Source organism: Streptomyces roseochromogenus subsp. oscitans DS 12.976 (assembly GCF_000497445.1).
Classification (GTDB): Bacteria; Actinomycetota; Actinomycetes; order Streptomycetales; family Streptomycetaceae; genus Streptomyces; species Streptomyces oscitans.
Map to the genome: position 1 here is coordinate 3,823,718 of NZ_CM002285.1, position 18,185 is coordinate 3,841,902.

General features: G+C 71.3%; 17 protein-coding genes, 1 pseudogene and 1 riboswitch. Of the genes and pseudogenes, 9 read left to right on the plus strand and 9 right to left on the minus strand.

The window, feature by feature from the left end; genetic code table 11:
• Positions 1-14 precede the first annotated feature (14 nt).
• Positions 15-419, minus strand: a complete 405-nt coding sequence (locus M878_RS94340; protein WP_023547450.1) for a winged helix-turn-helix transcriptional regulator — start codon at positions 417-419, stop codon at positions 15-17.
• A gap of 95 nt (positions 420-514) precedes the next feature.
• Here M878_RS94340 and M878_RS66205 point away from each other — a divergent pair, with 95 nt between their 5' ends.
• From M878_RS66205 to M878_RS66215, 3 genes are all read left to right on the plus strand, one after another.
• The gene (locus M878_RS66205) at positions 515-1,369 is read left to right on the plus strand and encodes an SDR family oxidoreductase (protein WP_023547451.1); all 855 of its coding nucleotides are present in this window, start codon (positions 515-517) and stop codon (positions 1,367-1,369) included.
• 130 nt (positions 1,370-1,499) lie between these two features.
• Positions 1,500-2,450, plus strand: a complete 951-nt coding sequence (gene rarD, locus M878_RS66210; protein WP_023547452.1) for an EamA family transporter RarD — start codon at positions 1,500-1,502, stop codon at positions 2,448-2,450.
• Positions 2,451-2,563: 113 nt separating this feature from the next.
• Positions 2,564-3,043 (plus strand): VOC family protein, encoded by a 480-nt coding sequence (locus tag M878_RS66215; RefSeq protein WP_031225072.1) that lies wholly within the window; start codon positions 2,564-2,566, stop codon positions 3,041-3,043.
• A gap of 25 nt (positions 3,044-3,068) precedes the next feature.
• On the opposite strand, the gene M878_RS66220 is transcribed toward M878_RS66215, so the two are convergent.
• Positions 3,069-4,325 (minus strand): hypothetical protein, encoded by a 1,257-nt coding sequence (locus tag M878_RS66220; RefSeq protein WP_023547454.1) that lies wholly within the window; start codon positions 4,323-4,325, stop codon positions 3,069-3,071.
• A 197-nt stretch (positions 4,326-4,522) separates the two neighbouring features.
• Here M878_RS66220 and M878_RS66225 point away from each other — a divergent pair, with 197 nt between their 5' ends.
• Positions 4,523-5,110, plus strand: coding sequence for a flavodoxin family protein (locus M878_RS66225; RefSeq protein WP_023547455.1), 588 nt, complete (start codon positions 4,523-4,525; stop codon positions 5,108-5,110).
• A gap of 14 nt (positions 5,111-5,124) precedes the next feature.
• Here the strand turns inward: M878_RS66225 and M878_RS66230 are convergent, their stop codons facing one another.
• The 4 genes from M878_RS66230 to M878_RS66245 form a co-directional block, all read right to left on the minus strand.
• The gene (locus M878_RS66230) at positions 5,125-6,060 is read right to left on the minus strand and encodes an ABC transporter permease (RefSeq protein WP_023547456.1); all 936 of its coding nucleotides are present in this window, start codon (positions 6,058-6,060) and stop codon (positions 5,125-5,127) included.
• Positions 6,047-7,111: an ABC transporter ATP-binding protein gene (locus tag M878_RS66235; RefSeq protein ID WP_023547457.1), complete on the minus strand. Its 1,065-nt coding sequence runs from the start codon at positions 7,109-7,111 to the stop codon at positions 6,047-6,049. The genes M878_RS66230 and M878_RS66235 overlap by 14 nt, the downstream gene beginning before the upstream one ends.
• Positions 7,112-7,188: 77 nt before the next feature.
• Positions 7,189-8,403: a LolA family protein gene (locus tag M878_RS66240; RefSeq protein ID WP_023547458.1), complete on the minus strand. Its 1,215-nt coding sequence runs from the start codon at positions 8,401-8,403 to the stop codon at positions 7,189-7,191.
• Between the two features lie 390 nt (positions 8,404-8,793).
• Positions 8,794-9,804 (minus strand): polyprenyl synthetase family protein, encoded by a 1,011-nt coding sequence (locus tag M878_RS66245; RefSeq protein ID WP_023547459.1) that lies wholly within the window; start codon positions 9,802-9,804, stop codon positions 8,794-8,796.
• A 644-nt stretch (positions 9,805-10,448) separates the two neighbouring features.
• A riboswitch (cyclic di-AMP (ydaO/yuaA leader) is annotated at positions 10,449-10,622 on the plus strand.
• Positions 10,623-10,626: 4 nt separating this feature from the next.
• Between M878_RS66245 and M878_RS66250 the strand changes: the two genes are divergently transcribed.
• Positions 10,627-11,121: a transglycosylase SLT domain-containing protein gene (locus tag M878_RS66250; protein ID WP_023547460.1), complete on the plus strand. Its 495-nt coding sequence runs from the start codon at positions 10,627-10,629 to the stop codon at positions 11,119-11,121.
• 217 nt (positions 11,122-11,338) lie between these two features.
• On the opposite strand, the gene M878_RS66255 is transcribed toward M878_RS66250, so the two are convergent.
• From M878_RS66255 to M878_RS66265, 3 genes are all read right to left on the minus strand, one after another.
• On the minus strand, positions 11,339-12,151 hold the full coding sequence (locus tag M878_RS66255) for an HAD family hydrolase (protein ID WP_023547461.1): 813 nt from the start codon (positions 12,149-12,151) through the stop codon (positions 11,339-11,341).
• Positions 12,152-12,284: 133 nt separating this feature from the next.
• Positions 12,285-13,487, minus strand: coding sequence for an FAD-dependent oxidoreductase (locus M878_RS66260; RefSeq protein WP_023547462.1), 1,203 nt, complete (start codon positions 13,485-13,487; stop codon positions 12,285-12,287).
• A gap of 46 nt (positions 13,488-13,533) precedes the next feature.
• Positions 13,534-14,775, minus strand: a complete 1,242-nt coding sequence (locus tag M878_RS66265) for a carboxylate--amine ligase (protein WP_031225074.1) — start codon at positions 14,773-14,775, stop codon at positions 13,534-13,536.
• Positions 14,776-15,081: 306 nt separating this feature from the next.
• Between M878_RS66265 and fahA the strand changes: the two genes are divergently transcribed.
• From fahA to M878_RS66285, 4 genes and pseudogenes are all read left to right on the plus strand, one after another.
• A complete protein-coding gene (gene fahA, locus M878_RS66270; protein WP_023547464.1) occupies positions 15,082-16,299 on the plus strand; it encodes a fumarylacetoacetase in 1,218 nt (405 codons plus the stop codon).
• Between the two features lie 107 nt (positions 16,300-16,406).
• The gene (locus tag M878_RS66275; protein WP_023547465.1) at positions 16,407-17,186 is read left to right on the plus strand and encodes a hypothetical protein; all 780 of its coding nucleotides are present in this window, start codon (positions 16,407-16,409) and stop codon (positions 17,184-17,186) included.
• Complete coding sequence (locus tag M878_RS66280) at positions 17,183-17,569, plus strand: GntR family transcriptional regulator (RefSeq protein WP_023547466.1); 387 nt, start codon at positions 17,183-17,185, stop codon at positions 17,567-17,569. The genes M878_RS66275 and M878_RS66280 overlap by 4 nt, the downstream gene beginning before the upstream one ends.
• A 223-nt stretch (positions 17,570-17,792) precedes the next feature.
• Positions 17,793-18,185: pseudogene (locus M878_RS66285) on the plus strand (M56 family peptidase); the annotation flags it as partial.

An 18,185-nucleotide genomic window follows, 5' to 3' on the forward strand; every position in this document is an offset into this window, starting at 1 on the left:
AAACCTTCGCTCAGCTACGAGGCCCGGGACTGGATTTCCCGGGCCTCGTCGTATGCCTGGCGGGCCTTTGCCACTGCCGGCATGCGGTCATGGGTCCACTGGGCCAGGGAGCGCACCTGCTCCGCCGCCTCACGGCCGAGGCCGGTGAGCGAGTAGTCGACGCGGGGCGGGATGACCGGCTTGGCGTCCCGGTGGACCAGGCCGTCGCGCTCCAGGGTCTGCAGGGTCTGGGTGAGCATCTTCTCGCTGACGGTCCGCCCGCCGAGGCCGCTGATCGCCCGGCGCAGCTCGCTGAACCGGTACGGCCGCTCCAGCAGCTCGATCAGGACAAGGACACCCCAGCGGCTGGTGACGTGCTCCAGGACGAGCCGGTAGGGGCACACGGCCTCGGCATCCGCCGCGTTCTTGCTTACTGCCATGCCAGTACCTTACTTCAAAGTGGGTACTTTCAAAAGGTTAGCGCCCCTCCTAGGGTGAGTGTCACAAGGCACCCCCCGACTAGGAGTTCTGAACCATGAGCATCGTCGTCACCGGAGCCACCGGACACCTCGGCCGCCACGTCGTGGAGCAGCTGCTGGAACAGGTTCCGGCGGAGCAGATCACCGCTGTCGTGCGCGACGAACAGAAGGCCGCCGGCTTCGCGGCCCGCGGGGTGAAGCTCGCGATCGCCGACTACAACGCGCCCGAGACCTTCGACGACGTCTTCGCCGCGGGCGACAGGGTCCTGCTGATCTCGGGCAACGAGTTCGACAAGGGCCGTCCGGCCCAGCACCAGGTCGTCATCGACGCGGCGAAGGCGGCCGGCGTGGCGCTGCTCGCGTACACCAGCGCGCCGGGCAGCCTCACGGCCGCGCTCGCGGACGACCACCGGGCGACGGAGGAGGCGCTGCTCGCCTCGGGCCTGCCGTACACGCTGCTGCGCAACGGCTGGTACTTCGAGAACTACACCGAGAACCTCGCCCCGGTGCTGGAGCACAGCGCGGTCGTCCAGGCCGCCGGTGACGGCCGGGTCTCGGCCGCCTCCCGCGCCGACTACGCCGCCGCCGCGGTCGCGGTGCTGACCGGCGAGGGCCACGAGAACCAGACGTACGAGCTGGGCGGCGACGAGGCTTTCGGCTTCGCCGAGTACGCGGCCGAGCTGAGCCGGCAGACCGGCAAGGAGATCGTCTACACCCCGGTCTCCGCCGAGGCCTTCACCGGCATCCTGACCGGCGCCGGGCTGCCCGGACGGCTGGCCACGACCCTGGCCGGCGTGGATGCCTCCATCGAGAAGGGCGAGCTGGTGATCTCCTCCGGCGATCTGTCGCGCCTGACCGGCCGCCCGACGACGCCGCTGACGGAGGCGGTCACCGCCGCGCTCAAGAGCTGATCCTTCCGCTCAAGAGCTGATCCCTCCGAAGCCCTCGCCTGTCATGACCGTATGCCGATACACACATGACAGACGGGGGCGCCCGGCGTTACCTTCGTTCTCGCATGCCTGATGTGAGAGGGAGGGGCCGGTGACCGGGACGTCCAGGGGTGAGCACCGAATAGGCCTGCTCAACGGCTTCGCCGCCTACGGCATGTGGGGCCTGGTGCCCCTGTTCTGGCCGCTGCTGAAGCCCGCCGGGGCGGTGGAGATCCTCGCCCACCGCATGGTGTGGTCCCTCGCCGTCGTCGCCGTGGCACTGCTCTTCGTACGGCGCTGGGCCTGGGCCGGAGAGCTGCTGCGCCAGCCGCGCCGGCTCGGGCTGGTCGCCGTGGCCGCCACCGTCATCACGGTGAACTGGGGCGTCTACATCTGGGCCGTGAACTCCGGCCATGTGGTCGAGTCCTCCCTCGGTTACTTCATCAACCCGCTGGTGACCATCGCGATGGGTGTGCTGCTGCTGAAGGAGCGGCTGCGGCCCGTGCAGTGGGCGGCGGTCGCGACCGGCTTCGCCGCCGTCGTCGTCCTGACCGTCGGCTACGGCCGACCGCCGTGGATCTCGCTGGTCCTCGCCTTCTCCTTCGCCACCTACGGCCTGGTCAAGAAGAAGGTCGGCCTCGGCGGTGTCGAGTCGCTGGCCGCCGAGACCGCGATCCAGTTCCTGCCCGCGCTCGGCTATCTGCTGTGGCTCGGCTCGCACGGCGAGGCGAGCTTCCTCAACGACGGCGCCGGGCACGCGGCCCTGCTCGCCTCCACCGGTGTCGTCACCGCACTGCCGCTGGTCTGCTTCGGCGCGGCGGCGATCCGCGTGCCGCTGTCCACGCTGGGCCTGCTGCAGTATCTGGCGCCCGTCTTCCAGTTCCTGCTCGGCGTCCTCTACTTCCACGAGGCCATGCCGCCCGAGCGCTGGGCCGGGTTCGCGCTGGTCTGGCTGGCGCTGCTGCTGCTCACGGGCGACGCGCTGCGCACCGCACGCCGGCCGAGGGAACCTCTTGGCCCGCCCCGGGTGGACACGCCCGACTCCGCACCCGTGGAAGCCTGAACCGGCGGATCTCCGAACCGGCGGGCCTTCGAACCGGTGGGCCTCCGAACCCCTGGAGCGCGCGATCCGGTGGACGCCGCCGCTGTCAGTGCTCGCCGCTATAAGTGGTGACCATGTCTACTCAGTCACCCACCGAGGTCCCCGGCCCCCTGCACTGGAAGCTCGTCATCGACACGGCCGACCCGCACGCACAGGCCGACTTCTGGGCCGCTGCGCTGCACTACGCGGCCGAGGACAACAGCGCCCTCGTCGAACGGCTGCTGTCCGCAGGCGCGCTGCCCGGCGAGGCCACGGTCGAGTACCACGGCCGCCCCGCCTTCCGTGACCTGATCGCCGTACGGCATCCCGACGACCCGTACGACCCGGAGACCGGCACCGGACTGGGCCGGCGCCTGCTCTTCCAACGCGTCCCGGAGCCGAAGACGGTCAAGAACCGGCTCCACCTGGATCTGCACGCCGGCCCCGGGCGGCGCGCGGCGGAACTGGCCCGGCTTCAGACACTGGGCGCGCGGGTGGTGCGCGAGGTGAAGGAGCCCGGTGGGGAGTGGCTCGTGCTGACGGACCCGGAGGGCAACGAATTCTGCCTGCAGTAGGGCGCGTTGCCGCGCATGCCGCCGGTTACGGCCGCGCGGCGCGGGCCGCCCGGTCGGCCAGGCGGGCCATACGGGCACGGGCGGACTCCAGCGGGCCCGGGTCGTCGGCGGCGGGGCCCGGCTCGGTGGCAAGGTCCGTCCACAGCTCGATCAGGTCCCGGCCCAGCCGCAGGCCCTCCTCGGGGTCACGTACGGCACGCCACGCGGTCGCCGCGCTCCGCACATTGCCGTAGGCGGCCTCCGCGTCCCGCGCCTGCCGGCGCAGCCGGGCCAGGTCCAGGGACAGCTGGAAGGCACGGACCGGCTCGTCTCCCAAGTAGGCGATGTAGGCGGCCAGTTCGCGCAGGTGCAGCACCTCCGCATGGCGGGGGCCCAGCACGGTGGTCGCCTCGGTGACCGTATGGTCGGCGAGTTCCGCCGCCGCCTCGATACGGCCGGCCCGCACGGCCTCGTTGATCCGCGTCATCGGCTCGGTGAGCAGCTCGGCCCCCTCCGCGGTCTCGGTCACGGGCCCGTCCCCGAGCACCTCCTCGGCAACGGCGTCGAAGCCTCGCGCGGGGGTGTGAGTGGGACCGGGGTCGGCGGCGGAGACCGCGGGGTCGGGCTCGAGATACAGGGCGGCAGCGGAGGCGGGAACCGTGGGTGCCGGCTTGGAGACCGGGAGCGGGGCGGGTGCGGGGGACATGGGGGCCGGCGTCGAGTGCGAGAGTGGGGCGAAGGCGGGGGCCACGGGGGTGGGCACAGGGAACGGGGCCGGGGCCGAGACGGGCGCCGCGTAGGCCGGCTCGGGGTCTCGGATGTCGGTAACGGGCGCCGGTGCCTGCCTGGTCGGCATGACCGGTGCCGGCCCGAACTGCCCCATCGGCGCCTGCGCCGTCCCGGCCGGCACAGGTTCCGGGTTGTCGGCCGGGGGTACGTCCCGCACGCCCCCGGGCGAGGGCGCCCCGCTGACGCCCCGCGGCACGCCCTCCCGAGCACCCTCCGGCGAGGCCACCCGTACCGGCTCCCCCGTCATCCGGCTGGAGCCGTCCGCCGAGACCTCCAGGGGAACCACACAGCCCGCGCTGTCGTCGTGGATCGTGGCGCGTACGGGAGCGCCCAGGCTGATGGCCAGGCGCTGGAGGTGGTTGAGGACGGCCTGCCGGATCTCCTCGCCCGGCGCGGCCGCCACCGAGGTCCCGCCCACCGACGCGCCGCCCGCGCCGAACACCCGGACCGGTACCACCGCCGGATGCGCCGCGGGCTGCTGCGCCCGCTTCTTCTCGAAGCTGAGTCGAGACATCGGTTTTCCCTCACTCCCCCGGCGTCGCGCGATCCGGTCGTACGCGTCCTGCCCACCAGTGTGTCGGCTCGCCCCGGCTTCCGCGTCACCGCAGCGTCACAGCCTCGCACCAGCCGCACCCTGGTCAAGTTTGCTTGCGTGTGCATAAAATGCATGTGCCTCTATTCCTCGTACGGCAGTACTCATCTGGGGGACCCATGAGCCGTCGTTTCCTCTTCGTCCTGGGCAGCGCACGCGCCGAGGGCAACACCGAACTATTGGCCCGCACCGCGGCCGAGCAACTGCCCGGTGACGTCGAACAACGCTGGATCCGCCTGGCCGAGCACCCGCTGCCCGACTTCGTGGACCAGCGGCACGACAGCGACCACGTACGGCCGCCTTCGGACAGCGCCACCGGTCTGCTGCTGGACGCCACACTCGCGGCCACGGACATCGTGATCGCCTCCCCGCTGTACTGGTACTCGGTGTCCAGCCTCACCAAGCGCTACCTGGACCACTGGTCCGGCTGGCTGCGCACCCCCGGTCTCGACTTCAAGGCGACCCTGGCCGGCCGCACGCTCTGGGGCATCGCCGCGCTCGCCGACAGCGAGCCGTCGGTCGCCGACCCCTACGCCGGCACGCTCCACAACTCGGCCGCCTATATGGGGATGCGCTTCGGCGGGGTGCTGCTGGGCAACGGCAGCGCCCGCGGCGACGTGCTGAAGGACACCGACGCGCTGGCCCGCGCAAAGACGTTCTTCGCACAGGACGCGCCCCTCGCGCGCTTCCCTCACCAGACCGCCTGAGATGCCTCAGAGGGTCAGGCACTGATGTCCTTCGTCGTGAACCGAGCCCATGCCGCCGAGCCGAACACGGCCGCGTACAGCGCCTGGAGGCCGAGGTTCTTCACCATGTCGTCCCAGTAGACGGGGTCGCGTATCAGGTCGGCGAAGGACAGCCAGTAGTGCGAGAAGAAGTACGGCTGGAGCGCGTGCAACTGGGGTATCTGGTCGAGGATCTGCACGGTGATGAGCAGGCCGACGGTAGTCGCCATCGCCGCGATACCGCTGCCCGTGAGTGTCGACACGAACAGGCCGAGCGCCGCCACGCCGACCAGTGAGGCGGCGACCACCAGGGCGATCAGCAGGGCCCGGCCGAGGCCCTCGGCGAAGCTGATCCGGGTGCCGGAGATGGTCGTGAGGTCGCCCAGCGGGAAGAGCAGCGCGCCGACGAGCAGCGCCGAGACGGCGACGACCAGCGTGGCCAGCACGCAGAAGGCCATCACCGCCGTGTACTTGGTGAGCAGCAGCCGGGTGCGGCCGGCCGGGGCGACCAGCAGATAGCGCAGGGTGCCCGCGCCCGCCTCGCCCGCGATGGCGTCGCCCGCGACCACTCCGACGGCCATCGGCAGGAAGAACGGCAAAGTCGCGGCCAGCGCGGTGAACACCAGGAACAGGCCGTTGTTGGTGATCTGCGAGATGAACGCCGGGCCCTGGCCACTGTGGTCCGCCGTCCCGCCGCCCCGCGTCTGGATCTTCACGGCGATCCCGACCAGCACCGGCACCGCGGCCAGCACCCCGAGCAGGGCGAGCGTGCGCCAGCGCCGGACGGTCGTGACCAGCTCGCTGCGCAGCAGACCGAACGTCCACAGCGGACTCGGCCGGGGGACGGCGGATCCAAGGACGGACTCGCCTCCGCCAACCGACTCGCCTCCGGCAACGGTCTCTGCTCCGGCTGCCGTCTCAGCCCGCGACATCGAAGCCCTCCCCCGTCAGCGCCACGAACGCGTCCTCCAGCGAGGCCCGTTCGACCGTGAAGCCGCGGACCCGCACCCCCGCCGCGACCAGGGTCGCGTTCACCTCGGCGAGGTCCCGCGCGGGCGGTTCGCCGGTGACCCGGTCGCCGTCGACGGTGACGTCCCCGACGCCCTGCTCCTTCAGCACCCTGGCCGCCTCGGCCGGATCCGGGGTGGTCACCACCAGCCGGCGGCGCGCCCCGGCCACCAGGTCGGCCACGGCGCCCTGCGTGACAAGCCGGCCCCGCGCCATGACCGCCGCGTGCGTGCACACCTGCTCGATCTCGTCGAGGAGGTGGGAGGAGAGGAAGACGGTGGTGCCGTCGGCGGCCAACTCCCGGATCAGGGTGCGGATCTCGCGCATGCCCTGCGGGTCGAGGCCGTTGGTGGGCTCGTCCAGGACGAGCAGCCGGCGCGGCTGGAGCAGCGCGGCGGCGAGGCCCAGGCGCTGTTTCATGCCGAGCGAGTACGCCTTCGCCTTCTTGCCCGCTGCCGCCGCGAGGCCCACCCGGTCCAGAGCGGCGGCGACGCGGGCACGCCGGGTCCGGGGGTCGGCGGTCGGGTCGGCTGCGTCGTAGCGCAGCAGGTTGTCCCGGCCGGAGAGGAAGCCGTACAGGGCCGGGCCCTCGATGAGCGCACCGACCTGCGGCAGGACGGCACGGGCCGCCCGGGGCATCGGGCGGCCCAGCACGCGGGCCGTGCCCGCCGTCGGCTCGATCAGGCCCATCAGCATCCGGATGGTGGTGGTTTTACCTGAGCCGTTCGGACCGAGGAAGCCGAAGACGCTGCCCGCCGGGACGGTCAGGTCGAGCCCGTCGACGGCGAGCTGTCCGCCGCGGTAGCGCTTGGTGAGACCACGGGTGACGATGACACCGTCCTGCGTCCGTCCCGGCTCCGGGGCGGTGACGGCGCCGCTCGCCTCCGCCCGGCCCGGAGCCGCGGCACGCTGCTCGGCGTCCCCCGCTTCCCCCGCACCCCTCGCTTCCCGCTCCGTGGCGGACGGCTCGTCCATCGGCTCCCCCCTCGATTCGTCCTGCCCCCCGAAGGGTCAACGTACGATCACGTCCCGCCGTGCCCGGAAGGGGTCACTCACTTCCCCGCGTCGGCCGCCTTCACCAGGGCGTCCTTGGTCACCGTGCCGGCGTAGACCTTGCCGTTGTCGGTGATCAGGGCGTTGACCAGGCGAGTGGAGAAGACCGTGCCCTTGCCGAACTTGCCGGAGACCTTCTCGCCGAGTGAGCCGACGAACCCGCCGAGGTCGCCGCCCTTGGAGCCGGTCGGCAGGCCGCCCTTGGAGCCGGTGTCGAAGGTCGCGATGGACGTCCAGCCCTTGCCGAGGACACCCGTGCCCTGCATGCCCTTGGCGAAGCCCTCGCCGGACTCGCGCCCGTGCTCCCGGGCCGCGGAGCCCTGCTTCTCCTGCGTCACCTTCGCGCCCTTGGGCGGCGTGAAGTCGAAGGCGGAGGCGGCCGGCTTGGCGAAGGAGACCTGGGTGAAGCCCGCGTCGAGGACGGCGGCGCCGCCGCTCTTCGGCGTCAGCGTGAACTTCAGCGGCATGCCCGTCTTCGCGTCGACGGCGATGCTGATCGCGCCGACCGTGGTGCCGGACTGCCGGGGCTTGATCAGCAGTTTGTAGGCGTCGCGGCCGGCGACCTGCTCGGTGCCGTCGACGGTGACGGACGTGGTGTCGTCCACCGACTTCAGCGCCTGGTCGGCGAAGTCCTTCGGTGTGGCCGGGGGCTCGGCCTTGCGGTCCTTGCCGGAGTCGGCCGAGGTGGAGTGGTAGACCGCGTTGCTCTTGCTGTCGTAGCCCCACACGTCCTTGCCGTTGTGGATCAGGCTGTACTCGGAGCCGCTCTCCAGCAGCGACAGCTTCTGCTTCTCCGGGCCGTCGGCGGCGACGCGCAGCGTGTGCGTGCCGGAGACGAGCGAGGTGAGCTGGGACTGCGGGTCGGCGGAAGAGCCGTCGCCGGAGCCCTTGGCGGCGCCGGAGGCCAGGTTGTTCTCCAGGCCGCCGAGGTTGGGCAGGCCCAGGTCGGTGCTGACTCGCACGGTGCCGGACAGCTGCTGCACGTCCGACTTGGCGATCTTCTCGATGAGCTGCTTGGCAGTGATCTTGGGCAAGTCGGGGTCACCGGAGGCGGCGAGCGCCGGGACCAGCCCGATCGTGGCCGCAGCCACCCCCACCACCGCGACCGGGACCGCGTATCGGGCGGCCTTGCGGCGTCCGGCGCGCGGGTCCTCGTCCCGAGCGGCGTCCGCTCGCGCGGCGTCCACTGCGTCGTCGGATTCGTACGGTGCCATGTGTGCCTTACCTCCGTCGTCGGCGGCGGCTGTCCTCACGTTGGTCCACCAGAGCCGCCATTCTCACCCGAATCGGTGAGGAGTGGTGATTTCCGTGGCTTCCATCTCACCAAATCAGCCTTGAGGAAGCGTCAGACCACGGAGCCAACTCCGTGTACGACTGCGGTATGACATGGAGGGGCGGTCGCTCCCCCGACCCGTAAGGGTCTCACCGGAACGAACGGGGCCGTAAGGGGTCGCACGTGGCCGTACGACTGGCCGCACCGCAAGGCGTGATCCATGGTGGCCGTCGGCGGCCGACCGGGGGCCGACATGAGGCGAGCCGACACGGCCGACCGGGCATCGGCCGCCGCGGTCAGCCAGGGGCCGGCCGAGATGATCGGCCGGGCGTCAGCCGGCGCGGTGAACCACCGCGTCACACAGCTCCATCAGCGCCGCCTTGGCGTCGCACTCCCTGAGCGGCGCCAGCGCGGCCCGGGCCTCCTCCGCGTACCGGACGGTGTCCCGGCGGGCCTGCTCCAGCGCGGGGTGCGCGCGCAGCGCGGCCAGCGCCTCGGCGTGCCGGGCGTCGTCGCTGAGGTCGGAGTCGAGCAGCTCGCACAGCGCGATGTCCTCGGGCAGGCCGAGCCGGGCCGCCCGCTCGCGCAGCCGGAGCACGGGCAGGGTGGGGATGCCCTCGCGCAGGTCGGTGCCGGGAGTCTTGCCGGACTCATGCGAGTCGGAGGCGATGTCCAGGACGTCGTCGGCGAGCTGGAAGGCGACCCCGAGCCGCTCGCCGTACTGGGTGAGCACATCGACGACCGTCTCGTCGGCGCCCGACATCATCGCGCCGAACCGGCACGAGACCGCCACCAGCGAGCCCGTCTTGCCGCCGAGCACGTCCAGGTAGTGCTCGACCGGATCGCGGCCGTCCGAGGGGCCGGCGGTCTCCAGGATCTGGCCCGTGACCAGCCGCTCGAACGCGAGGGCCTGCACCCGGACCGCCTCGGGGCCGAGGTCGGCGAGGATCTGGGAGGCGCGGGCGAAGAGGAAGTCGCCGGTGAGGACCGCGACGGAGTTGCCCCAGCGCGTGTTGGCACTGTCCACACCGCGCCGCACGGCCGCCTCGTCCATGACGTCGTCGTGGTACAGCGTGGCGAGGTGGGTCAGCTCCACGACCACGGCCGACGGCACGACGCCCGGAGCATAGGGGTCGCCGAACTGGGCCGCGAGCATCACGAGCAGCGGCCGGAACCGCTTCCCGCCGGCTCGCACGAGGTGCTGCGCGGCCTCCGTGATGAACGGGACCTCGCTCTTGGTGGCCTCGAGCAAGCCTTCCTCGACAGCCGCCAATCCGACCTGGACATCGGCTTCCAGAGCCTGGTCCCGCACGCTCAGCCCGAACGGCCCGACGACGGTCACGAGGGGTCTCCTGTCTGCTGGTGTCTGCTGGCGATTACACGGTTTGTCGATAGGTCGCTGCCATCACTCAAGTCAGCGTATCCGGTCCTCTTTCGATCACCGATAGCGCCCACCGGTCCAGCCCAGGCGGTATCAGATCATGACCGGTATGTTTTTGATCAAGTGCTAATAACGGACATTTATCGACTTAACAGGAATCCGCCCACTTTGTCGCGAACCGAGAGGCGAGCGGAGTAACACGCACGCCTCCCTCCGCACCCCCATCCCGCACACCCCTCCCGGGCAGCTCCCGCTGCAACCCTTCTCGTGGACGCGACCACCACGGCAACGACGGGCATCGCGCCACAGGCTCCACCACCCAGCCGAACCATCCAAATCCCCTATGTCCACTTTGCCTTATTTTGTCACTTCGTGAGTTGGGTCACTGGCACCCACCCGCACCCCCCACTGACCCGACATCCCTTCCGCCCTGCCGCGTCGGCGAGTTGAGAATTGGCAACCGCAAAGGATCAAGCACCCTATAGGGCACAGAACAAGGTCAAATAGTGCTTTCTGTGAATCAGGCCCTTGTTCCCGACATGTGCTCTCGCATACGTTCCCGGCCACCGGGCGGACGCCGAATCCTGCCGCCGCCCGCGTAACCCACTCGACGAACTGATTCATACGGCAGGAGCGGGGGACCCAGGTAAGTCGCCGGACCGGAACGGCACACGTCGCACCGGAACGGCTAGGGGTGAAGCCGTGCCTTTCCCGAGGCACGGCCGGGCACCTCCCCGCCCGAACCCGACAGCTCACCTCGCAGGCGTCGGAGAGGACTTCCCCATGCCTGCTTCCGCTCAGCACCGCCGTACCCGGACCAACCGTCTCTTCCGCACTTTCACCGTCCTCGGCACCGGTGCCGCCGTCCTCGCCCTGCCGCTCATCGGCGCCACCAGCGCCTCCGCGGCCACCGGCACGACGACCACCAAGGTGGCCTCCACCACTCGCGCCGGGTACTCGAACAACCTCGACGGCTGGATCCGCGAGTCGCTCGCGATCATGGCCCAGAAGGGCATCCCGGGCAGCTACAACGGCATTTACCGCAACATCATGCGGGAGTCCTCCGGCAACCCGCTGGCCATCAACAACTGGGACTCCAACGCCGCCGCGGGCACCCCGTCCAAGGGCCTGCTGCAGGTCATCCAGCCGACCTTCAACACCTACCACGTGGCCGGTACGGCGTTCGATCTCTACGACCCGGTCGCCAACATCACCGCGGCCTGCAACTACGCCGCCGCGCGCTACGGGTCGATCGACAACGTCTACAGCGCGTACTGACAGGCCCCGCCCGTCCGGCGGACCGGAATGACCCCGGCCGTCCGGCGCGTACCCGCACCTGACGGACGGGGGCGTGCCGGGCGGCCGCCGGGCATCCACCGGGCCTGCCACGGACGGCCACGCACCGATATGCCGGTCAGCCGGTCGTGTACCGATGTGCCGGTCGATCGGTCGCGTACTGACGTGCCGGTCCATCGGTTGTGTACTGATGTGCCGGTCAGTCGGTCGGGAACAGTTTTTCGAGGACGACCGCGATGCCGTCAGCCTCGTTCGACAGGGTGATCTCATCGGCCACCGCCTTGAGTTCGGGATGTGCGTTGGCCATGGCGACCCCGTGTCCGGCCCAGTCCAGCATCGGGATGTCGTTGGGCATGTCGCCGAACGCCAGGGCCTGCTGTGCGGCGACGCCGAGCCGCTCGGCGGCCAGTGCGAGACCGGTCGCCTTGGTCACCCCGGACGGCTGGAGTTCCACGGTCCCCGGCCCCGACATGGTGACCGTCGCGAGCGAGCCCACCACCACGCGCGCGATGGCGGCCAACTCGTCGTCGGACAGGGTGGCATGGCGCAGCAGCACCTTACTGATGGGCTCGCACCACAGGTCGTCGCGCCGGCCGACCCGCACCGCGGGCAGGGTCGGGTGCGGCATGAGATAGCCGGGCTCGATAAGCGTGAGCCCGTCGACACCGTCCTGGTCGACAGCCGCGTAGACCTGCCCCACCTCCGCCTCGATCTTGCCGAGCGCGGTCTCGGCCAGGTCCCGATCCAGCCGCACCGACCACAACAGGCGCCCGGATAGGGCGTCGTAGACCTGTGCGCCCTGCCCGCACACCGCGAGTCCCGTGCAGCCGAGGTATGCGAGGAGAGGCCGTACCCGCGGGGCCGGGCGGCCCGTCACCACCAGGTGCCGGGCACCGGCCCGCGCCACCCGCGCGAGCGCGGCGAGCGACCGTTCGGAGACGGTGTCGTCGCCGCGCAGCAGCGTTCCGTCCAGGTCGGTGGCGATCAGTGCATACGCGGGGGAGGCTGCCATGATCAGAGAATACGGATACCGCGCCCCGCCGACTCATCTTGTCGTCCTGCGTACTTACGTACTGATCAGCCCAAGTGGTGCCCGCCGCCTCCTTGATGACGTCCTCAAGCGCTCGCTCCGGCCCCCCGCGGATTCAGCCGTGGGCCGCCGCCAGGTGTTTCGTCAGCCGTGGGGAGGCGAACTCCGTGCCGCAGACGAAGCGCATCACCGGGCCGTACGACGACGCCGCCGGCAGGCCGGTGAAGTACAGACCGGGCACGGAGGAGACAAAGCCAGGGCCGACCTTGGGCGTTCCGCGGCTCACCGCGAGCCGGGTGCGCAGTCCGGGACCGAGGAAGTCCATCGCCGCGATGTCGACGCGGTAGCCGGTGGCCGCGATGACATGGTCGGCGGTGAGCCGCTCGGCGCTCCCGCCGTGCGTGCGCACCGTGAGGACGGGGCTGCCGTCCGCCGCCTCGGCGGCCACGACCCGCTCGACCTCCTGTACCTGCACGGCGCTCTCGAAGCGCTCACGCAGCCACCAGGCGCCGAGCGGTCCGAGGACGCGGCGGACCAGGTGGTGGCGGGTGGCCTCGGGCAGATAGCGGTAGGGATGCGGGTAATAGCTGAGCGCCCACAGCGACCACGCGTTGCCGAAGGGGGACTCGGGGCGCAGCTTCGGCTGCTCCCAGGGCGGGGCGCCGAAGGCGACCCGGCCGCGGCCGCGCGCGACGACACGCACGCGTGCCCCCGCTTCGGCGGCGAGCGCCGCCGTCTCCAGCGCGGACTGGCCGGCGCCGACCACGATCAGCTCCTTGCCGGCGAACCGGCTCAGGTCGTGGTGCTGGGAGCTGTGCGAGACCGGGCCCGTGGGCGCCGGTCCGTCCGCCGCGGCTCCCGCGAGCTCCGCCGGCAGGTGCGCGAGGCCCGAGAGTCCGGTGGCGACGACAACCGCGCGCGCGGTGAACAACTCACCCGAGTCCAGCTTCAGTTCGAAGCTCCCGCTCCCGGCGCGGTCCACGGCGACGACCCGCACCCGCTCCACGTCGGGCACCAGCTTCTGCTGGAACCACTCGCCGTAGCCGATGAACGTATCCGCCGGGATGATGTCCTCGTCGGCCACCAGGCGGCGGATCCCGGCCGCGTCGCAGTAGTCGGCGAGGGTGTGGCCGGGCTGCGGGCAGTCGAAGTTCGAGGCTGCGGGTGTCGACTTCAGGAGCATGCCCTCGGGCATGTGGTCGCGCCAGCTGACCATGGGGTCGCCGAAGACGCGGACGGGCATGCCGCGCGCCCGCAGATGGGCGGCGGTGGACAGGCCGAACGGCCCGGCCCCGATGACTGCAACCGGTCGAGTCACGAAGTCCCTCCCCAGGACACGGTGCGCCACTCCTTGGTGGCCTTGCCTACTTCGTGGTGGTGCTGCCGCGGCGGTTGGTCCGCCACAGCTGATAGAGGTGCTTCGCGCCCGGGCGCACGAAGCGGGCGAGCATCGTGAGGAACGGCAGCGGGTCGTCACCCGCGAGCCAGGCCAGCTCCGTCCCGCTCGCCCGGGCCGGCGCGTGCGGCGTCGTATAGCCGCTGCGGCGGTAGGCGAGGAGGGCGGGGAGGTCGATGTTCTCCACGATGTAGCGGTGGCCGGCGCGCTGTTCCCCCTCCGGTACGGCGCGGCCGGTCAGATTCAGGTGCATCGCGCGTACGACGTCCACGCCCGACTCGTTCTCGAAGAGGCGGAACTGGGCGCCCATGCGCGGGTTGAAGTCCAGGAGCTTGTACTGTCCGTCGCGCCGGTCGAAGCGCAGGTCGAGGTCGATGATGCCGCTGTAGCCGATCTGTTTGATGAAACGCGCGACGAGGTCGGTGAGTTCCGGGTTGTCGACGACGTACGCGTTCGCCGTCATACCGGCGTGCGGCGGCCATGAGCGGACCTTGACGCCGGTGAACAGCGCGAGGGGGCTGGAGTCCTGGTCGAAGCAGGCGTGCACGATCCAGTCCTCGGCCTCCTCGCGCGGCAGGTACTCCTGGAGGATCACGCCCGGTTCGTCGCCCCAGTCACGGGCGAGGGTGAGCAGGCCCTCGCGGGTGGCGATCCTCGTGGTGCCGTTGACCGCGGGCCTGCTGCGCCGGACGAACGCCTCGCGGTTCTTGGCCACCACGGGGAAGCGGGCCGTGTCGGCGAAGGCGACGATGTCGTCGTACGACTCCGGGAACGCCGACGCGGGGCTCGCGATGCCGTGCTCCACACACAGTTCGTGCAGGCCCTGCTTGCTGGCGAGCCGGCGCGGCAGCGCGGGGTCGACCCGCGGGAAGAGAAAGGATCCGGCCAGCTCGTCCTGGTGCTCGGCGATCAGTACGGCGGCCTCCTCGTCGGTCGGGACGAGGACGCTGGGACGGCCGATACGGCGGCCGATGCGCAGCAGGCCCTCGACCAGGTGGCCGGGGTCCTCAGCACCGGTCGTCGGCCACACGAAGGCCTTCTTCAGGTAACGCGAGGAGGCCGCGGGCGTGTAAGCGTCCTCGGTGACGGCATACATGGGCACGCCGAGCCGGCCCAGGCTGCGGATCGCTCCGACGCCGCCATGGTGCAGCGGATAGTCGCCGAACTTGACGATCAGTCCCGGCACATCACGGTCCGCCTCGAACGGCACACCGACGACACTTTCGGCCACGGGTCCCCCCACGTGTCCCCCCTTTGGAACGGACCCACCCCGTCCGTGTCCCCAAAGGACGCTAAGCCGGAATTGCCGCCTCCGACAAGGCCCATTCGGACATTGCGAACTCTTTAGACAGGGTGCGAGCAACCTTTCGAAGACATCGCTACACGCGCGTTTCGGACACCCATGAGGGTGCTGCTCGAGGCACTGCCCAAGACACGCGTTGCGGCCGTAACGTGTGGCGCGACCATATGGAACGCATCGCCACGCACGGCCCGGATGAGAGTGAGGCAGTACCCCATGCCCCCCTTCGACGTCCCCGAGGGCGACCCCTTCGGCCCGCACAACCTCCCCTATGGCGTGTTCTCGCCGTCCGGCAGCACGGAACGGAGGGTCGGTGTCCGGTTCGGGGACCACGTCCTCGACGCGGGCGCCGCTGCCGCCGCCCTGGGCTCGCCGTACCACTCCCTGCTCGCGCGGCCCACCCTCAACGCGCTGCTCGCCGCCGGCCGCCCGGTCTGGTCGGACGTACGGCGCGTGATCACGTCCTGGATCACGGACCCCGCGCACCACGAGGCGGTCGAGCCGCTGTTCCGCCATCTCTCCGAGGTAACCCTGCACCTGCCCTTCGAGGTGGCGGACTACGTCGACTTCTACGCCTCGGAGAACCACGCGCGAAACGTCGGCCAGATCTTCCGCCCGGACGCCGCGGACTCCCTCACCCCCAACTGGAAGCACCTGCCGATCGGTTACCACGGCCGCTCCGGCACGGTGGTGGTCTCCGGCACGGACGTCGTACGGCCGTCCGGGCAGCGCAAGGCGCCGGCCGATCCGGCGCCCGTCTTCGGCCCGTCGGTCCGGCTGGACATCGAGGCCGAGGTCGGCTTCGTCGTGGGCGTGCCGTCCGCGCTGGGCAGCCCGGTCGCACTGGCCGACTTCCGTGACCACGTGTTCGGCCTCTGTCTGCTGAACGACTGGTCCGCGCGGGACATCCAGGCCTGGGAGTACGTCCCTCTCGGCCCCTTCCTCGGCAAGTCCTTCGCCACCTCGGTGTCGGCGTGGATCACCCCGCTGGAAGCGCTGGAGCACGCGCGCGTGGCGCCTCCCGAGCGCACGCACCCGCTACTGCCCTATCTGGACGACTCGGCGCCCGGCAACGAGGCCGGCGGCTACGACCTTCGCATCTCCGTCGCGATCAACGGCCATGTGGTCTCCGAGCCGCCCTTTTCGACGATGTACTGGACCGCCGCCCAGCAGCTCGCCCACATGACGGTGAACGGCGCTTCCCTGCGCACCGGCGACCTCTACGGCTCGGGCACGGTGAGCGGTCCCGAGGAACGCCAGCGCGGCTCCCTGCTGGAGCTGACCTGGAACGGTCAGGACCCCCTCGAACTCCCCGACGGCAAGCGGGCCTTCCTGGAGGACGGCGACGTGGTGACCCTGTCGGCCTGGGCTCCCGGGGCGGACGGGCGCCGCGTCGGACTGGGGGAGGTCAGCGGGCGGGTCGTGGCGGGGTGAACGCCATCTTGTAGCAAGAGCTTGACACAAGCCTGGCGGAGCCTGCATCTTGTACTCACCGCTTGATACAAGCGGTGAGTACAAGTCGTGCTTCCACGGGGACTTCCATGACCGATCTCGACGTGACCCTCCCATCGGCCGCCACGCGGGGCCCGGTCGACCGCTACGCCCGCTGGACGGGGGTCGCCACGGGCGCCCTGGCGGCCTGCCTGCTGTCCCCCCTCGACCACGGCAACGGCGTCCTGTACGCCCTCCCGGCGTTCGGACTGTGCGCGGTCGCCGGCGTCCTGGCCGGCGACGCGCTGACCGCGCCGGCCCGTGGAGCCGTCCGCACCGCCGGGCTCCAGCCGCGCCGGGTACGCGACTACGCGCCGCCCCGGATGACCTCGCTGCTGGCCGTCCTCGCGGTCGCCCTGGTGGCGCTGCTGGCGACGGCAGGCGCGGTGGCCTCGCCGGACGAACTGGGACGGGCGGGCCGTCAACTCGCCCTGACCTGCAACGGGGTGACCGAGGCGCACGGCCCCTGGCCCGGCCTGTACTACGGCCTGCCCGTGCTGGCCTCCCTCGCCGTCGCCACGGGCGCCTGCGGCTGGTCCCTGCGGCGCATCGCCACCCGGCCCGGTGACGAGCAGTCCCGCCGTGACCGCTCGCTGGCGATCGTCGCCGCCTGGGGGATCGTCGTCTCCACCTCGCTGCTGGGCGCGGCCGTGACGGCCTCGGCCGCCCTGCTGCGCATGAGCTGCGACGGGACCGCGGGAACCGTGTCGACTGGGTTCCTGGTGCCGCTGGCCCTGGTCTCGCTGGTGACCGCTCCGTGGCTGCTCTTCACCGTCTGCTCGCCCCGGGCGGGGCGGCTCCGCGGGGCGGACCGAGGGGTGCGCCGGTGAGTGGCGCGGCCGTCCGGGTCGACACGACCAGCCCGGTCCCGCCGTACGAGCAGATCCGCGCCCAGCTCGCCGCCCTGATCAGCAGCGGACAGCTGGCCGAGGGCGAGCGGCTGCCGACCGTACGGCAACTGGCCGCGGACCTCGGCCTGGCGGCGGGCACCGTGGCCCGCGCCTACCGCGAACTGGAGGCCGCGTCCCTGATCCGGACCCGGCGCGGCGCGGGCACGCGCGTGGCCCCTCCGCCACCGGGCGCCCGCCGCCACGAGACAGCGGAACTCGCCGCCGGAACCAGGGACTTCGTGGCCTGGGCGGTGGCCTTGGAGTTCGGAGAGGACGACATCCTGGAGGCGGTACGGCAAGCCCTGCGGGCGCGGAAGACGTAAGACCACCACTCCCCGCGGGCGGGCAAGCCGGACATGCGGGAAGCAGAGTGCGGGAACCACGAGACGGATCACTGCCGAGACCTGACTCCCGCGGCTCCTCACCGTCATACTGGGCGGACACGCACACGCACCACGCACACGCACCACGCGACGCGCCCTCGGCGCATCGCCCCGCACCACCCGACACCCGCACAACTCTCCGACCAGGAACCGGAGCCCCGGCATGACCGTCTGCCTGCTCCTGCTGAGCGCCGTCGCCCTGACGGCCGCCCTGCCGGCACCGCGCGCGCTGACCCGTGCCACCTGGCCCGACCGGGAACCCGTGGTCGCGCTGTGGGTGTGGCAGTGCCTGGTCGCCACCGTCCTGCTGTGCTGCCTGGCCGCCCTGATCCTGGGCACGGCAGCCGTCTTCCACACCGTCCGCGACCGCGTGTTCGCCCCCGCACCGCCCTCCGTCACCGCCGCCTACGACCTCTCCTCCGCACCGGTGTGGGCCGCCGCCCTCACCGTACTGCTGGCCTGCGGGGCGGCTTGGACGACGGCGATGCTGGCCCGGGAACTCGTCGAGGCGCGCCGCAGCCGCGGCCAGGCCCGCGCGCAGCTGCGCGAGCGCGCC